Below are 14,527 nucleotides of genomic sequence, written 5' to 3' on the forward strand. Positions count from 1 at the left end.
ACCGACACCCTATTTTCGGGCGCAACCGTCTGCGCTGGCCGGAAGATCAGCCGCCAGCGAGACCTTGCACCAGTCGGCAGGCAAACGGAGGCCGTTGGCAAAGAGCAGCCGCATCCCGCTCTTGCGAATCCCCAATCCCGACTCCCTACTCCCGGCCATAAAGCGCCTGCGCCGACTGGAACAGGATCCAGCTGGTGGCGATGAACTTGTCGCCGCCCTGCGGGCGGTTGCCGCGGTGGGTGTGGGTGAACGCGGTCGGCGCGATCAGCAGGCTGCCGGCGCGCGGCGCGATCTTGCGCTGCTGGAACAGGAACTCGGTTTCGCCGTCCTGGAAATCGTCGTTGAGGTACAGCGTCCACAGCAGGTGCCGGTGCAGGGTCTCAGCGCTGGGATCGCGCGGGTACAGCTCGCAGTGCCAGTACGGATAGCCGCCCTCGCCCGCGGCATACCATTGCAGGTTGATCGCGCCCGGACGCAGGCAGGTGCGGGCCAGGTTGGACAGCGCCGCGTCGTCGAGCAGCGCGAAGTCGTCGGCGCCGAGCCGGTGCGGCTGGCCGTCGGCGCCGGGCACCTGCAGCATCAGCGGCGAGATCAGCGCCTGCGGATACTTGCGCAGATAGCCGAGCAGGCCGGCGAACACCGCTTGCTGCAGCCGCTGTTCCACGTCGCGCCACGGCTCCAGGCCGCTGATGCGCAGGTCGCGGCTGTGCTTGAGTTCGGGGAACACGCCGCTGCCGACCTCGCCCGGCCGCAGCTGCGCACTGCCGCGCAGGCGGCGCATGATCGCGGCGCAGTCCTCGCGGGTCATGGCGTCGTCGAAGACTTCGATGAAATCGGGAGTGGGATCGGACATCGCGCGACCTTACCAGCGATCCCGCGCTATCGCAGCTGCGCCGTTGGCATTCGTCCATGCGCGCGCCGACAATGATCGCCCACCGACCACCCTGCCCTCGCCGATGATCCGCACGCTGTACCTCGCCGGCCCCGACGTGTTCCGCCCCGATGCCGCCGCCCGTGGCGAGGCATTGAAGGCGCTGTGCCACGACTTCGGATTCGAGGGACTGTTTCCGCTGGATCAGGCGGTGCCGGCGCAGATCGCCGACCCTGCCGCGCAGGCGCGCTGGATCTACGAGGCCAACATCGGCCTGATCGCGCAGGCCGATGCGGTGCTGGCCAACCTGGATTTCTTCCGCGGCCCGGAGCCGGACAGCGGCACCTGCTTCGAGGTCGGCTACGCCGTCGCCCTGGGCAAGCCGGTGTACGGCTACATCCCCGACGACGGCAGCTTCGCCCAGCGCATCCGCGTCCGCCATCCCGGCGCGATCGGCGCCGACGGCCGCGTCGACACCCACGGCTGGCACTTCGAGGAATTCGGCCTGCCGCTCAACCTGATGCTGGCGGTGCCGGCGCCGCTGGTGGTCGGCGACGCGCGGCGCGCGCTGGCGCGGTTGCGGGAGGATCTGCGCTTGGACACGCAGACGCAGGCACGCTGAAGACCGCAGCTCACGGTTGGGAAGCGAGGAACGCGTCCATTTGCGCCCACTGCATCTGGGCATAGACCGGATCCTTGAAGCGGATATCCGCATCCGCCAGAAAGTGCCAGACCAGCTCGGGAGTTAGGTTGGAAAGCTCGCTGTGCGCGGCAAGGTGCTGCGACAAGGTTTCGCAACGCTGCTGAAGGTTCCGCAGCCCGGAAACGTCAACGGGGCGCATGGCCGCAAGCTCCCCAAGCGTTTCCAGGATCTCGCCCCATGTCATCGGTAAATCCATCATCTGTGACGCTCGATCATTCGAACCAGCAGCGACCGGTATCGGCACCGGCGTCGAAATAGTATCGAACTCATCGCGACTGGTTTTCTTCGAAGAACTGCCACGAATCGAATAGCCGAGCAGCACCAGCCACGCGATCAGGGCCAGCAGCGTCGGCAGCTGAAACTTGCTCGACGTGCCGAGCGTGAAACTCCTCGCCGCAAAGAAGATGAGCACCCACAGCGCCAGGTTGGCGATCACGATCGGCCGCCGCGAACGGTGCCGGGTCAGCCAGGAAATGACGCTCGGCATCAGCGCGACCGGCGCCGTGGCGAAGAAGAACATGAGGAAGACGGTCTGGTTCATCGCGATCTGTTCTCTACTGCCCTCTCTGGGAGGACGGTTTCAAATTGCATGCTGCCTTCCTGGGCAGGCGCAGGCGCCGTGGCCTTGTCCGCTACTGCGGCCGGAAGCGCAATAGCACGATGCCGAACCCGATGAAGATGGTGCCAACCACGCGGTCGAACAGCCGACGCAGGCCGGGCCGGGACAGGTAGCGGCGGATGCCGTGCCCGCCGAGGCCGTAGACCGCGTACCAGAACAGTTCGCACGCGGCGAAGGTGGCCACCAGGATCGCGAATTGCGGCCACTGCGGCTGGGCCTTGTCGACGAACTGGGGCAGGAACGCGGCGGCGAACAGCAGCAGCTTGGGATTGCTCACGCCGATCGCCAGCCCGCCACGGAACAGCTGCAGCGGCGACAGCGACGCCGCCAGGGACGGCGCGCCTTGCGGATCCAACGGCGCCTCCCCGCTGCGCCAGGCGGCGATTCCCAGCCACAGCAGATAGCCGACGCCGGCGTAGCGCAGCACCTCGAACAGGCGCGGCGACGCGTCCAGCACCGCCCCCAGGCCCGCCGCCGACGCCAGCAGCACCAGCACCACCGCCAGCAGGCAACCGGCCATCGCCAGCAGGCTGCGGCGGACGCCGAAACGCACGCTGCGCGTCATCACGTGCAGCATGTTCGGCCCCGGCGTGCCCGACAACACGAACACCGTCAGCAGGAACATCCACCAGACATGCAGGCTCATGGCACAGCGGCTCGCGGGAAGTGGCATCGCATCGTAGCAACGGCGCGGACCGCCCGCCATGCGGGGAGTGCCGCGGTACGGCTACTGGCGTGGTGCGGCACGAGTCCTCGGCGGTGGATGCCGCTGATCGATTTGTGCACGGCGACAGCGAAGCCGACACCGGCGGCGTTCGGTGGTGGCGCCGCATGGCGGCGCGGCTTTCGTCTCAGGCTAGTTGGTTGGCGCTTCGGCGCTCGGCTGCGGCGCGAAGTCCGTCTCCTGCCATCGGATCGCCGCTGCTTCGTCGTCTGGCTTCGTTCCTGCACTGCGCTTGTTGCCTCCAGCCCCGGTCATAGCCCGTGGCCAGCACCCCGGGCAAGCTCCAAGACCGCGATCTGTGGCATGCTCGGCGCTCGGCGGCAGTGCTGGGGAGCACGGCCGATGCTTCTCATTACCTCCTGGCGCTATCACCTAACCATTCATCCAAGCCGACGTCGCTTCTCGGCGCGACTTAATTCAGGCGTTAGCTCCTTCCATGCCTCGACACCTTCTCATTTCTTGTGCCGTCCTGATCATTGGCCTTCTCGGACGCACGGTCATCGCGCCGTTCTATGAAGATCGGATCGGGCAGTATCTATCTCCAGCACTGGGCGTCGGTCTTGTGTCACTCGTTGTTTTGTTTATGCGCCGCAAGCAATGGACATGGCGTTATGCATTCTGGATTGCTTTCTCCAGTGCAATCATCAACGTTGCATTCTTTCCAACAAGAGAGTTCTATGGCGCACTCACGCCCTATGCGGCTGTCTTTTCTGCCATCGAAATCGCTGGCGGTTCCGCGTTATTTCTTTCCATGACCCTCTCCCCAGCTACTAAGGCTTGGTTCCGCGTCCAGCCTGGAGCTAACAATGCATTTAAGCAGAGCCCACATCAGGGCGGCGTGTAAGTGCGCCCTTCGGCTATATTCGCACTCGGGCGCGGCCCTGGATGCGAGCCAGCATAACTCGGACCTTCTCAAAGACGGTCATCTCTGGCGAGTCGCGCTCCGCAGTTTTGAGGGGCGCTGATCTTTCCAAGGCCACCCAAGTCTGGACAGAGACCTACGCCACTCTAAGAAGTTATACGGCCCGCTAGAAACGCTGACCTCTCTGGTGAAACGCTGGAAGCACTCGCCAATTCTGCCAAGGCAATAGCTGCTGATGGTGGCAAGGCTCAAATGGCGCCACCGTCGTAACCGGAAGGCGGATTCGTGTTTAATTCGCTTAACTCTTTCACTCATGAGGGGTGTGACCTACTACATGGTCACGGTCAACTATGACGAGCCTGCCCCCTAACAATTCATTCAAGCCGACGCCGCTCCGCGGCGCGGCTTAATTCTGCTGCTAGGACGTGATGCTAGAAGTAACCGCCCTCGGCATCGCGCCAGACCTCGTAGCCGTCCAGCTCTTCCGCGGCGACCTGGACGGCTGGACGAAGCGTGCTTGCCAACCGGAAAAGGAGGCGATGGAGATCGGCAGATGGCCCATGCCCATCGGGACATCGTTCGGCCGTTCCATGCCGGCCATGTACAGGGTGGATTCGTCGATGTGCGCGGGAGGTTGCGGGTACACATTGCTGTAGACGCGGACGTGGACGCCCTGCGCGTCCAGCTTGAGGATCTTGAGCGGTACGAACCGGCCGTGTTCCTGTTCCGTCACGTACAGGCCGCCCTCTTGCCACTGGTTGGCATTGGCTGATGAAGCGGCACTTGCCCGTCCAAACAGGAGCGCACGCAATCTTTCGAGCATGTGGTTCTCCTTGATACCGGTGTTGGCGCGCTGGCGCCCTTCCAATGCGCGCTCCCCGGCGCATACCCGCGCAAGTCTAGCGGCGAAGGGATTCTGGCACGAGTGACTCCCTAGGCATCCGCTTGCTGCCTGGCGAACCGCAGCAGGTTGGCGCCAAGTGCGCTACCGGCCAGGAGCGCGCAGACAAGCACGAGCCATTCCAAAGCCAGCAGAAGTGGTGACGGCATGCCCAGCCATCGTTTGAGCGTCAGCGCGAACAGCATCGCCAGTGCCACTTGAAGGAACAGTACGGCCCAGGCATGGGTGAGCGGCTTTACCGGCTGGCGGACGGAAAGATGAGCAAATAGCGCCGTGCATACGAGGAATGAAACTGCCGCGTCGAGGAGCAGAAACGCAATGTCCGTCGTGGATTCAGGGAAGAAAAACCCCTCGGCCAATCCAAGAGCGAATTGCACGCCCAACAGCGTGCAGGCGTACTTGAAAACCTTGCTCCAGTTCATGGCGCTCGTCCCGTTCGCATAGCGCATTATGCCGAATGCGAAGTGGCGCCAACTGTTCCAGCAAACGCATCATCACGTGCAGCGCGCCGGCGCATTGCCTGGGATGCAATAGTTGCATCCCAGGCAATGCGCAGCGAAGACTCAGCCCTGCGCCCCGCCATGCTCCACGTGGTACCGCACCGCCTCGGCCACCTCGTTCTTCGAGCCCAGGAACACCGGCACGCGCTGGTGCAACTGCTCGGGTTGCAGGCCCAGGATGCGCTCGCGGCCGGTGCTGGCGGCGCCGCCGGCCTGTTCCACCAGCAGGCCCATCGGATTGGCTTCGTACATCAGGCGCAGTTTGCCGGCCTTGCCCGGGTCCTTCTTGTCCCACGGGTAGATGAAAATGCCGCCGCGGGTCAGGATGCGGTGCACGTCGGCGACCATGCTGGCGATCCAGCGCATGTTGAAGTTCTTGCCGCGCGCGCCTTCGCTGCCGGCCAGCAGGTCGGCGACGTAGCGCTGCATCGGCGCTTCCCAGTGGCGCTGGTTGGACATGTTGATCGCGAATTCGGCGGTGTCTTCGGGGATGCGCATGTCGGCCTGGGTCAGCAGGAAGCTGCCTTCCTCGCGTTCCAGGGTGAAGGCGTGGGTGCCGTGGCCCAGGGTCAGCACCAGCATGGTGCTGGGGCCGTAGATGCAGTAGCCGGCGGCGACCTGGGCGGTGCCGGGCTGCAGGAAGTGTTCGTCGCCGGGCTTGTCGGTGCCGGGCGGCGCGCGCAGCACCGAGAAGATGGTGCCGACGGAGACGTTGACGTCGATGTTGGAGCTGCCGTCCAGCGGATCGAACAGCAGCAGGAAGTCGCCGCTGGGATACTTGTCGGGCACCGGCTGGCTGTGGTCCATCTCCTCCGACGCGCAGGCAGCCAAATGCCCGCCCCAGGCGTTGGCTTCGAGCAGGATGTCGTTGCTGAGCACGTCCAGCTTCTTCTGCGCTTCGCCCTGCACGTTGCCGGTGCCGGCGTCGCCGAGCACGCCGCCCAGGGCGCCCTTGCTGACCGCGATGGAGATGCGCTTGCAGGCGCGCGAGACGATGGTGATGAGCTGGCGCAGCTCCGGGCCGATGCGGCCGGCGTGCTGTTCTTCGATCAGGAAGCGGGTCAGCGAGGTTCGCGACATGGGCGCAGGCAGCCTTTCATGGGGGGAGGCGCCTATTGTCGCGGCTGTTGCATGAGATTTCGATTAGCGGGCGAGCGATGGCGTGTAGCGGCGCTGCATCGCAATGGAGCTTGGCGCGTTCGGAGGAGGTCATGCGTCGGGGCTGAAGCCCCTCCCACAACAGGCGGGGTGATGGCGCACAAAAAAAGCCGGAAGCGCAGGCGCTTCCGGCTTCGTTTTGCGGTACCGCGCGCGCTCAGCCCTTGTGCACGGTGGCCACGGCCTGGGTCACGTAATCCAGGTTCTTCTGGCTCAGCGCGGCCACGCAGATGCGGCCGGTGCCCACCGCGTAGATGCCGAACTCTTCGCGCAGCCGGTCCACCTGCGCCTTGCTCAGGCCCGAGTAGGAGAACATGCCGGCCTGCTGCTGGATGAAGCCGAACTCCGGCGCGCCGAGGGCGGCCAGCTTCTGCACCATGCCGGCGCGCAGCGCGTGGATGCGCTCGCGCATCTCGGTCAGCTCCTGCTCCCACAGCGCGCGCAGCTCGGGGCTGGTGAGCACGCCGGCCACCAGCGCCGCGCCGTGCGTGGACGGGCTGGAGTAGATGGTGCGGATGATGCGCTTGACCTGCGACTGCACCGCCTTGCTCTCGGCCGCGCTGGCCGAGACCACCGACAGCGCGCCGACGCGCTCGCCGTACAGCGAGAACGACTTGGAGTACGAGCTGGCGACCACGTAGCTGTCGATGCCGGCTTCGGCCAGCAGGCGCACCGCATAGGCATCCTCGTCGATGCCCTTGTCGAAGCCCTGGTAGGCGATGTCGACGAACGGGAACAGGTTGCGTTCCTTCAGCAACGCGGCGACCGTGCGCCACTGCTCCTGGGTCAGGTCGGCGCCGGTCGGGTTGTGGCAGCAGGCATGCAGCAGCACCACGGTGCCCGGCGCGAGCTTGTTCAGGTCGGCGAGCATGCCGTCGAAGTTCAGGCCGTGCGTGGCCGCATCGAAATAGGTGTAATCGACCACGTCGAAGCCGGCGGCCGAGAACACCGCGCGGTGGTTCTCCCAGCTCGGGTTGCTGATGGCGATGGTCGATGTGGACAGCAGCTTCTTCAGCAGGTCCGCGCCCACGCGCAGCGCGCCGCTGCCGCCGATGGTCTGCGAGGTGGCGACGCGGCCGGCGGCCAGCAGCGGCGACTCGGCGCCGAACAGCAGCTTCTGCGTGGCCAGGTCGTACGCCGGCAGGCCGTCGATCGGCAGGTAGCCGCGCGGTTTGGCGTCCTGCGCCAGCTGTCGCTCGATCTGCTCGACGGCGCGCAGCAGCGGGATGCGGCCGCTCTCGTCGTAATAGATGCCCACGCCCAGGTTGACCTTGGTCGGGCGGGGATCGGCGTTGTAGGCCTCGGTCAGGCCCAGGATCGGGTCGCCTGGGACCTGTTCCACGTTTGCAAAGAAGGACACGGCGGTACTCGTTTGGTGGCGAAAGGTGGGGGCCGGGAGGGACCGGAGCCGGCGCGGTCAAACGCCCCATCCTAACAAACGCAGGCCTTGCGTGGCGGGGCTTTGCGCCAGGGCGCGTCATCAATCCCCAAGCAGATCGCGCCGCTCGTGTGCGTGCACGAGGCAAGCACTAGAAGGCGTGGAGAATGGTTCCATCCGGGCGATGACGTAGCGCCGAGGGCGCACAGGAGCGGCCCTGCGGGCCGGGCCTGTCAGGCCCCAGCCGGCGCCGCGCGGCTTGACCCGACCACCAGTCAGGCGCTGCGCCACGCAGCACCGGCTGGCGATCTGACAGACCCAACGCGATCTACTCGGGAATCGATGACAGGCCCTAGGCCGCGTGCGGCCGGGCGGCGCATGCGCGATGATGCGTGCATGCCCAATCGCCATCCTCTTGCCTTGCTCTGCGGCCTGTGTGCCGCGGGGCTGCCGCCCGTCGTCTGCGCCGCCGATGCCGATCCCGCCACCCTGCCGGTCGTGCAGGTGCAGGCCGCACGGGTCAGCGGGGTGGACGATTTCGACCTGCCGGCGTCGTTGACCGCGATCAGCGTCGGCGACAGCAACCGCACCGGCGTGCAGGTCGCCGAGGCCTTGGCCGGCGTGCCCGGGTTGCTGGCCCGCGACCGCCAGAACTATGCGCAGGACACGCAACTGTCGATCCGCGGCTTCGGCGCGCGCTCGGCGTTCGGCGTACGCGGCGTGCGCCTGCTGCTGGACGGCATCCCGGCGACGATGCCGGACGGCCAGGGCCAGCTGTCGCACTTCAACATGCTCGGCGCCGAGCGCATCGAGGTGCTGCGCGGCCCGTTCTCGGCGCTGTACGGCAACTCCTCCGGCGGCGTGGTGCAACTGTGGAGCGCCGACGGCGCGCCCGACGACCCGTGGCGGCTGCGCAGCACCGTCGGCAGCAATGGCACGTATAGCGCCGGGGCGCAGCTGCAGGGCCAGCAAGGCGATGTCCACTATAACGTGGCCGCCACCCACTTCCGCACCGACGGCTACCGCGACCACAGCCAGGCGCGGCGCGAATCGGTCAACGCCAAGTTCGGTTTCGACCTGGCCCCCGGCCGGCGCCTGGACCTGGTGCTGAACTACCTCAATGCGCCGTGGGCGCAGGATCCGCTGGGCCTGACCCGCGCCCAGTTCCATGCCGATCCGCAGCAGGCCACCGCGGTGGCGACCCAGTTCGATACGCGCAAGTCCACGCGCCAGGCGCAGGCCGGGGCGATCTTCACCCAGCAGGTGGACCAGCAGACCTGGCGGCTGATGGGCTACGCCGGGCGCCGCGACGTGCAGCAGTACCTGGCGGTGCCGGTGGCGGTGCAGGCCAATCCGCTGCATGCCGGCGGGCTGATCGACCTGGACGGCGACTACGGCGGCGTGGACGCGCGCTGGGCGTGGCAGGGCGAGCTCGCCGGGCGCCCGTTCCAGTTCACCGTCGGCGCCAACGCCGACCGCCAGAAGCAGCACCGCACCGGCTACGAAAACTTCGTCGGCAGCACGCTGGGGGTGAAGGGCCGGCTACGCCGCGATCAGGAGGACCAGGTACAGAACGTGGACCAGTTCGCCCAGGCCTGGTGGCAGTTCAGCGAGCGCTGGTCGCTGCTGGCCGGCCTGCGCCACAGCCAGGTGCGCTTCCGTTCCGACGATGCCTACATCGTCGGCCGCAATCCGGACGACAGCGGCAGCACCGACTATGCGGCGACCACGCCGGTGGCCGGGGTGGTGTTCCGCGCCAGCGACGACCTGCGCTTCTACGCCTCGGCCGGGCGCGGCTTCGAGACGCCGACCTTCAACGAGCTGGGCTATCGCAACGACGGTGGCGCCGGCCTGGCGCTGGACCTGTCCGCGGCCAAGAGCGAGAACCTGGAGCTGGGCGCGAAATGGCGCGACCAGGCCGGCGCGGCGTGGGAAGCGGCGCTGTTCCGCGCCACGACCGACGACGAACTGGCGGTGGCCAGCAACACCAATGGCCGCAGCACCTACCGCAACATCGGCCGCACCCGCCGCCAGGGCGCCGAAGCCAGCTACCTGCTGCCGCTGGGCGACGCCGCGCAGCTGCAGCTGTCCTACACCTGGTTGCAGGCCACCGTGCGCCAGGCCTACCTGACCTGCGCCAGCAGCGGCTGCGCCACGCCCACCGCGCAGGTGGCGGCCGGTTCGCGCCTGCCCGGGGTGCCGCGCCAGCAGTTCTTCGCGCGCTGGCAGTGGCAGCCGCGCGCGTGGCAGTTCGCGGTCGAAGCGGTGGCCGCCGGCGACACCGTGGCCAACGACCTGGCCACCGAAACCGCACCCGGCTATGCGCTGCTGAACCTGGAGGCCTCGCGCCGCTGGAGCACCGCGCATGGCGCGCTGCGCACCTTCGCGCGCATCGACAACGCGCTCGATCACGCTTACATCGGCTCGGTCATCGTCAACGACAGCAACGGCCGCTACTACGAGCCGGGACCGGATCGCGGCTATACGGTCGGGGTGCAGTGGGATTTCGCGCATTGAGGGGATGATGACTGGGCTCATCCGCATTGCATCGGTTCACCGCGACTAGGGGGCTGTCGTGTATCAGCTTCATCCAAGCGCTGCGCTGCGCGAGCACTTCGGCGACCGCCCCTACCAAGGTGCGGCGCCGTGGGATGCGGAATTCCTGTTCGTTGGTCTGGATGCGAACTATGCGCCGGACATCGAGTCCAGTCCGGTGTTCGCGGAGGTGCTGCGCTATCACCAGGATGGCGCCGATTTCTGGCAGCGCCATGGCGTCCACCATCCGTTTCTGCTGCCGGCGTATCGCGGCGATGGGCGCCGCTATCACCGCAGTTTCGCGCGCTTGGGCTTCCTTCCACAGGAAGCGGCGCAGGTTTCCTTCGTAGAGTTGCTGCATGTCCCCACGGTCGGGCGCAGCAAGTTGGTGGCGGCGGATCTGGACAGCGCGCATCTGCGCATGATCGATGCGGCGATGCGCAATGGGCGCGCGCGTCATGTGTTCGTGTCGGCAGGCGTGGCGCGGCTGATGCGTGCCACGCGGCTGTTTGCCTGGTTGCCAGCGCAGCCGGCGGCAGGCGCGGTGTTGCCGCTGCTGTTCGCCGATTCGCAGCGACAGATCTACCAGCATCTGCATCTTTCCAACTACGGCAAGTTCCAGGCGCAGCTCGATCGCGAGGCCGGTGCAGTGGCAGACATGCTGCAGCAGCGGCGAGCGCGCTCCGCTTGAGCTCGGACACAGGGTGCCGCACCTTGGCCGGCGTGCGTTTTTCACAAACAGCCGCTAGCCCCGCTTAGAAAGGAGCACCGATCGAACGGCGGTCCACATGCGGGCAAGCCCGCTTCCGCGGCCGGCATGCCGCGTGGAATGCCGTCGCGACGGGTGCCGCTGCATGGATGGCCCATGCAGGCGCCGACTTCGCCGAGACCTTGCCGTGGAAGACAAACTCGATCGGTTGCTGGCCGATATCGCTCGCCTCAAGCAGATGCTCAAGGCAGACAGGACCCCGGCCGAGCGCTTCTTCTGGATCATGGAAAAGACGCTGGCGCCGCTGGCGATCGCGGTCCTGGGGTTCTACGGCAATGCCGCCGCCGACAAGATTTCCGCAGGGCAACTGGCGCTGGCCAGACTCAGCGTCGAAGACAAGCAGGAGGAATTCGCGCGCACGCTGCAGAGCAAGTATGTCGAACTGTTCTATGCCGACATCACCTCGGGCGATCCCGTGCGGCAAGGCAATGCGCTGGGCCTGCTGCGGCTGATGGACCCGGAGCTGGCGTTGCAGCTGGCGACGTTCGCCACGTCCAATCCCGCCGCGTCGTCGGCGATCAAGGCGCAGGCCGAAGCCACCCGGAGGCAGATTCGGAGCGACGTTCGTCGCGCTGCGCAAGCGCATGGCGCCGCACCTGCGGCATCCGCGCCGCCGTAGCGGCCGTGCTACGGATGGCCGCTGCCACGCATCCGGAGAGCCGGCTGCCGTCGCTTGGAATGCAAGCGCGCGGAGCGCCAGTCCGATGCCCGAAAAACGCCGCCGCGCCGCGTGCCGCAAGCGTCTACGAAACGCGCTGCAGCTGTCTACGAATGCCGCCAGCCGCGCTGGCGACGGCATCCGCGCAAGCGCTACGGTATGAAAACCCCCACATCCGGCAAGTCCACCCATGTCCTGACAGCAGGAGCTTCACCATGGACGAAAACAGCACCGCCACCAGCACGGCCAGCGAAAAGGCCAACAAACCCGCCTTGGCCGAAGGCGTCAGCGCCACCCTGTACCAAGGCACGTTCGCCGTCGTCAACGGAACCGGCCAGACCATCACCAATGTCAGCGTGAAACACACCTGCGGAAATTTCGTCAACACCGCGGTGGCCACGTCGCTGGCGCCCGGCGCGTCGATCGCACCGGTGAAGCTGGAGGCGCAGACCGGTTCCAACGACAATTGGAGCCTGTCGTTCCAGATGGGCAACGTGTCGCGCAGCCGCAACAGCAAGCAGTGCAACTACCTGCAGAGCGACGCACCGGCGACTTGCGTCATCGCCCTGTACGCGGACAACTTCAGCGTGCTGACGCCGCAGAGTTCGCCCTGCCTGAACAACGGCTACGACTGACGGCCGCCGCCATGCCGATGCGCGTGCGCCGGCGAGGCGAGCGGGTCGGCGCGGTCGCTGTGATGGCGCGTGTGGCGGGGAGCGATGCGAATCGCTCCCCGCCAGCGCCCGCACGGAGCCGAACCCGCGGCGACATGCGGATGCAGCGGAGCGGACGCTACACCGGAGGCAAGACGTTGCCGTTCGCGATCCTGCCTGCACCGCCGCTGGCGGCTGCGCAATCGCTCAACGCGTTCCGAGTCCGAGCCTGCGGTACAGCGTGCTACGGCTGACGCCAAGCTGGCGCGCGGCGCGGGCGATGTTGCCGCCGCAGGCATCCAGCGCCTCGCGCATCGCCGCCAGGGCGAGGCTGTCCAGGTCGGTCGCGTGCGACGCGGTGCTCGCCGGCATCGCCGGCCGTTGGCCGTGCGATCCGCCCTGCCCCGGCACCGCGTCGCCGCCGGCCGCGCGCATGCCGCGCGCCGCGCCGGGCAGATAGGCCGGCAATGCATCGACGTCCACCACCGCGCCGGCGTCGCTCAGTGCGACCAGGGTGCGCAGGCAGGCCACCAGCTGGCGCAGGTTGCCCGGCCACGGATAGGCGCTGAGCGTGGCCAGCGCCGCGTCGGTCAGGCGCCGACCCTGCCCTACCCGCGCCCACAGTTCCTGCACCAGGGCGCGCCGGTCCGGATGCGCGCTCAACGCCGGAATCTGCACGCTGTGATGGGCGATGCGGTAGTACAGGTCGGGGCGGAAACGGCGCTCGGCCATCGCCTCGTCCAGGTCGCGATGGGTGGCGCAGATCAGCGCGAAATCCAGCTTCACCGGCTTTCCGCCGCCCAGCGGCAGCAGCTCGCGTTCCTGCAGTACGCGCAGCAGCCGCGGCTGCAGGGCCAGCGGCATGTCGCCGATTTCGTCCAGGAACAGCACGCCGCCGTCGGCCTGGCGCAGCAGGCCGGGGCTGCCGTGCTTGCGCGCGCCGGTGAAGGCGCCGTCCTCGTAGCCGAACAGTTCGGCTTCGATCAGGCCTTCCGGCAGCGCCGCGCAGTTGACCGCGACGAACGGCTTGCCGGCGCGCGCGCTGCGCCGATGCAGTTCGCGCGCGAACACTTCCTTGCCGGTGCCGGTCTCGCCCTGCACCAGCACCGGCAACTGCGCATCGAGCACGCGCCGCGCGCGTTCCAGCGCCAGCTCCTGCGCGGCATCGAACAGCGGCGCATCGGCGCCGTGCTGCGCGCGCGTGGCCGCGGACACGGTGATCGGCGGCTGCTGCGAACGCCGCCGCGGCCGTGCGTCGCCGATGCTGTCGACGCGCCCGTGCAGGGCGCGGCCCTGCAGGTCAAACACGCTGCCCTGCTGGCGCAGCCGCGACAGCGGCTCTTCGAACAAGGCCGCGTAGGGCGCGCGGCCCAGGTCGTGCCGCTCCAGCCCGAACAGGCGCAAGCCGGCCTGGTTGGCCGCGACCAGCTTGCCGTTGCGGAACGCGAGCAGGCCTTCGCGCGCCGTGCCGAGCAGCGCCGCATCGTGGTGCACGCGCAGCAGTTCGCAATCGGCGATGCCGTCGTCGAAATAGCGGTGTTCGATGCTGGCCACCGCCATCCGCGCCAGTCCCAGCGCGTGCATGTGCTGCACGCTGGCGTCGCCGGAAATGTCCAGCACGCCGGCCAGCTGGCCGTAGGGATCGAAGATCGGCACCGCGGCGCAGCTGAGGATCTGGTGCGGCGCGAAGTAATGCTCGCCGCCGCGCACTTCCACCGAGCGGCTCTCGACGATGGCGGTGCCGATCGCGTTGGTGCCGACCTGGGTCTCGCTCCAGCACGCGCCCGGCATCAGCGCCACGCGCCCGGCCTTGTCGAGGAAGCGCGGGCTGCCTTCGGCGTCGAGGATCCAGCCGGCCTCGTCGGTCAGCAGCACGATGCTGCCGGTGGCGGCGGCATCGCCGGCCAGGCCTTCCAGTTCGGCGCGGGCCAGCCGCCACAGGCGTTCGTGCGCCTCGCGCAATTCGCGCAGGCGCGGCGCGCTGACCGGCTCGATCGGCGGCGTGCCCTGCGCCGCCAGGCCCAGGCGCTGGCAGCGCTGCCACGACTGCAGGATGGTGTCCGGCACTTGGCCGACCGGCGCGCCGCCGCGTTCGAAGAAGATCCGGCGCGCGTGGCCGAGTTGCTGCTGCGATGGCTGTTGCGCCATGACGGCTCCGCTGTCGCAAATTGCGACAGGTGTTGGGACAGGTGTTCC

14 protein-coding genes are annotated in these 14,527 nt (G+C 67.6%); 6 read left to right on the forward strand and 8 right to left on the reverse strand.

Going from position 1 to position 14,527, the window contains the following annotated elements:
* Positions 1-145: 145 nt before the first annotated feature.
* Positions 146-853: a 2OG-Fe(II) oxygenase gene (locus tag AB3X08_RS00085; protein ID WP_369935350.1), complete on the reverse strand. Its 708-nt coding sequence runs from the start codon at positions 851-853 to the stop codon at positions 146-148.
* Between the two features lie 43 nt (positions 854-896).
* On the opposite strand from AB3X08_RS00085, the gene AB3X08_RS00090 reads away from it, so the two are divergent.
* Complete coding sequence (locus AB3X08_RS00090) at positions 897-1,493, forward strand: nucleoside 2-deoxyribosyltransferase (RefSeq protein ID WP_369935351.1); 597 nt, start codon at positions 897-899, stop codon at positions 1,491-1,493.
* A 10-nt stretch (positions 1,494-1,503) separates the two neighbouring features.
* Here AB3X08_RS00090 and AB3X08_RS00095 read toward each other — a convergent pair whose 3' ends face one another.
* Positions 1,504-2,115 (reverse strand): hypothetical protein, encoded by a 612-nt coding sequence (locus AB3X08_RS00095; protein ID WP_369935353.1) that lies wholly within the window; start codon positions 2,113-2,115, stop codon positions 1,504-1,506.
* A gap of 91 nt (positions 2,116-2,206) precedes the next feature.
* Positions 2,207-2,839, reverse strand: coding sequence for a LysE family translocator (locus AB3X08_RS00100; RefSeq protein WP_369935354.1), 633 nt, complete (start codon positions 2,837-2,839; stop codon positions 2,207-2,209).
* A 514-nt stretch (positions 2,840-3,353) separates the two neighbouring features.
* Here AB3X08_RS00100 and AB3X08_RS00105 point away from each other — a divergent pair.
* Positions 3,354-3,761: a hypothetical protein gene (locus tag AB3X08_RS00105; RefSeq protein WP_369935356.1), complete on the forward strand. Its 408-nt coding sequence runs from the start codon at positions 3,354-3,356 to the stop codon at positions 3,759-3,761.
* A 436-nt stretch (positions 3,762-4,197) separates the two neighbouring features.
* Here the strand turns inward: AB3X08_RS00105 and AB3X08_RS00110 are convergent, their stop codons facing one another.
* The 4 genes from AB3X08_RS00110 to AB3X08_RS00125 form a co-directional block, all read right to left on the reverse strand.
* Complete coding sequence (locus AB3X08_RS00110) at positions 4,198-4,602, reverse strand: hypothetical protein (protein WP_369935357.1); 405 nt, start codon at positions 4,600-4,602, stop codon at positions 4,198-4,200.
* A gap of 110 nt (positions 4,603-4,712) precedes the next feature.
* A complete protein-coding gene (locus AB3X08_RS00115; RefSeq protein WP_369935358.1) occupies positions 4,713-5,102 on the reverse strand; it encodes a hypothetical protein in 390 nt (129 codons plus the stop codon).
* Between the two features lie 141 nt (positions 5,103-5,243).
* Positions 5,244-6,260: a class 1 fructose-bisphosphatase gene (locus AB3X08_RS00120; protein ID WP_369935360.1), complete on the reverse strand. Its 1,017-nt coding sequence runs from the start codon at positions 6,258-6,260 to the stop codon at positions 5,244-5,246.
* Between the two features lie 235 nt (positions 6,261-6,495).
* The gene (locus AB3X08_RS00125; RefSeq protein WP_369935361.1) at positions 6,496-7,698 is read right to left on the reverse strand and encodes an aromatic amino acid transaminase; all 1,203 of its coding nucleotides are present in this window, start codon (positions 7,696-7,698) and stop codon (positions 6,496-6,498) included.
* Positions 7,699-8,112: 414 nt separating this feature from the next.
* Between AB3X08_RS00125 and AB3X08_RS00130 the strand changes: the two genes are divergently transcribed.
* The 4 genes from AB3X08_RS00130 to AB3X08_RS00145 all read left to right on the forward strand — a co-directional run bounded on the left by AB3X08_RS00130 (position 8,113) and on the right by AB3X08_RS00145 (position 12,313).
* The gene (locus tag AB3X08_RS00130) at positions 8,113-10,233 is read left to right on the forward strand and encodes a TonB-dependent receptor family protein (protein WP_369935362.1); all 2,121 of its coding nucleotides are present in this window, start codon (positions 8,113-8,115) and stop codon (positions 10,231-10,233) included.
* 58 nt (positions 10,234-10,291) lie between these two features.
* Positions 10,292-10,942, forward strand: coding sequence for a hypothetical protein (locus AB3X08_RS00135; protein WP_369935363.1), 651 nt, complete (start codon positions 10,292-10,294; stop codon positions 10,940-10,942).
* 205 nt (positions 10,943-11,147) lie between these two features.
* Positions 11,148-11,639 (forward strand): hypothetical protein, encoded by a 492-nt coding sequence (locus AB3X08_RS00140; RefSeq protein ID WP_369935366.1) that lies wholly within the window; start codon positions 11,148-11,150, stop codon positions 11,637-11,639.
* Between the two features lie 254 nt (positions 11,640-11,893).
* Positions 11,894-12,313 (forward strand): hypothetical protein, encoded by a 420-nt coding sequence (locus AB3X08_RS00145; protein ID WP_369935367.1) that lies wholly within the window; start codon positions 11,894-11,896, stop codon positions 12,311-12,313.
* Between the two features lie 225 nt (positions 12,314-12,538).
* On the opposite strand, the gene AB3X08_RS00150 is transcribed toward AB3X08_RS00145, so the two are convergent.
* Complete coding sequence (locus AB3X08_RS00150) at positions 12,539-14,479, reverse strand: sigma-54-dependent Fis family transcriptional regulator (RefSeq protein WP_369935368.1); 1,941 nt, start codon at positions 14,477-14,479, stop codon at positions 12,539-12,541.
* Between the last annotated feature and the right edge of the window lie 48 nt (positions 14,480-14,527).

Source organism: Xanthomonas sp. DAR 34887, from assembly GCF_041245805.1.
GTDB lineage: Bacteria > Pseudomonadota > Gammaproteobacteria > Xanthomonadales > Xanthomonadaceae > Xanthomonas_A > Xanthomonas_A tesorieronis.

Bases quoted from the DNA above. Each gene is read 5' to 3' on its own strand.
- AB3X08_RS00130 (WP_369935362.1), top strand. From the start codon at position 8,113: ATGCCCAATCGCCATCCTCTTGCCTTGCTCTGCGGCCTGTGTGCCGCG.
- AB3X08_RS00095 (WP_369935353.1), bottom strand. From the start codon at position 2,115: ATGAACCAGACCGTCTTCCTCATGTTCTTCTTCGCCACGGCGCCGGTC.
- AB3X08_RS00105 (WP_369935356.1), top strand. From the start codon at position 3,354: ATGCCTCGACACCTTCTCATTTCTTGTGCCGTCCTGATCATTGGCCTT.
- AB3X08_RS00115 (WP_369935358.1), bottom strand. From the start codon at position 5,102: ATGAACTGGAGCAAGGTTTTCAAGTACGCCTGCACGCTGTTGGGCGTG.
- AB3X08_RS00085 (WP_369935350.1), bottom strand. From the start codon at position 853: ATGTCCGATCCCACTCCCGATTTCATCGAAGTCTTCGACGACGCCATG.
- AB3X08_RS00145 (WP_369935367.1), top strand. From the start codon at position 11,894: ATGGACGAAAACAGCACCGCCACCAGCACGGCCAGCGAAAAGGCCAAC.
- AB3X08_RS00100 (WP_369935354.1), bottom strand. From the start codon at position 2,839: ATGAGCCTGCATGTCTGGTGGATGTTCCTGCTGACGGTGTTCGTGTTG.
- AB3X08_RS00150 (WP_369935368.1), bottom strand. From the start codon at position 14,479: ATGGCGCAACAGCCATCGCAGCAGCAACTCGGCCACGCGCGCCGGATC.
- AB3X08_RS00110 (WP_369935357.1), bottom strand. From the start codon at position 4,602: ATGCTCGAAAGATTGCGTGCGCTCCTGTTTGGACGGGCAAGTGCCGCT.
- AB3X08_RS00120 (WP_369935360.1), bottom strand. From the start codon at position 6,260: ATGTCGCGAACCTCGCTGACCCGCTTCCTGATCGAAGAACAGCACGCC.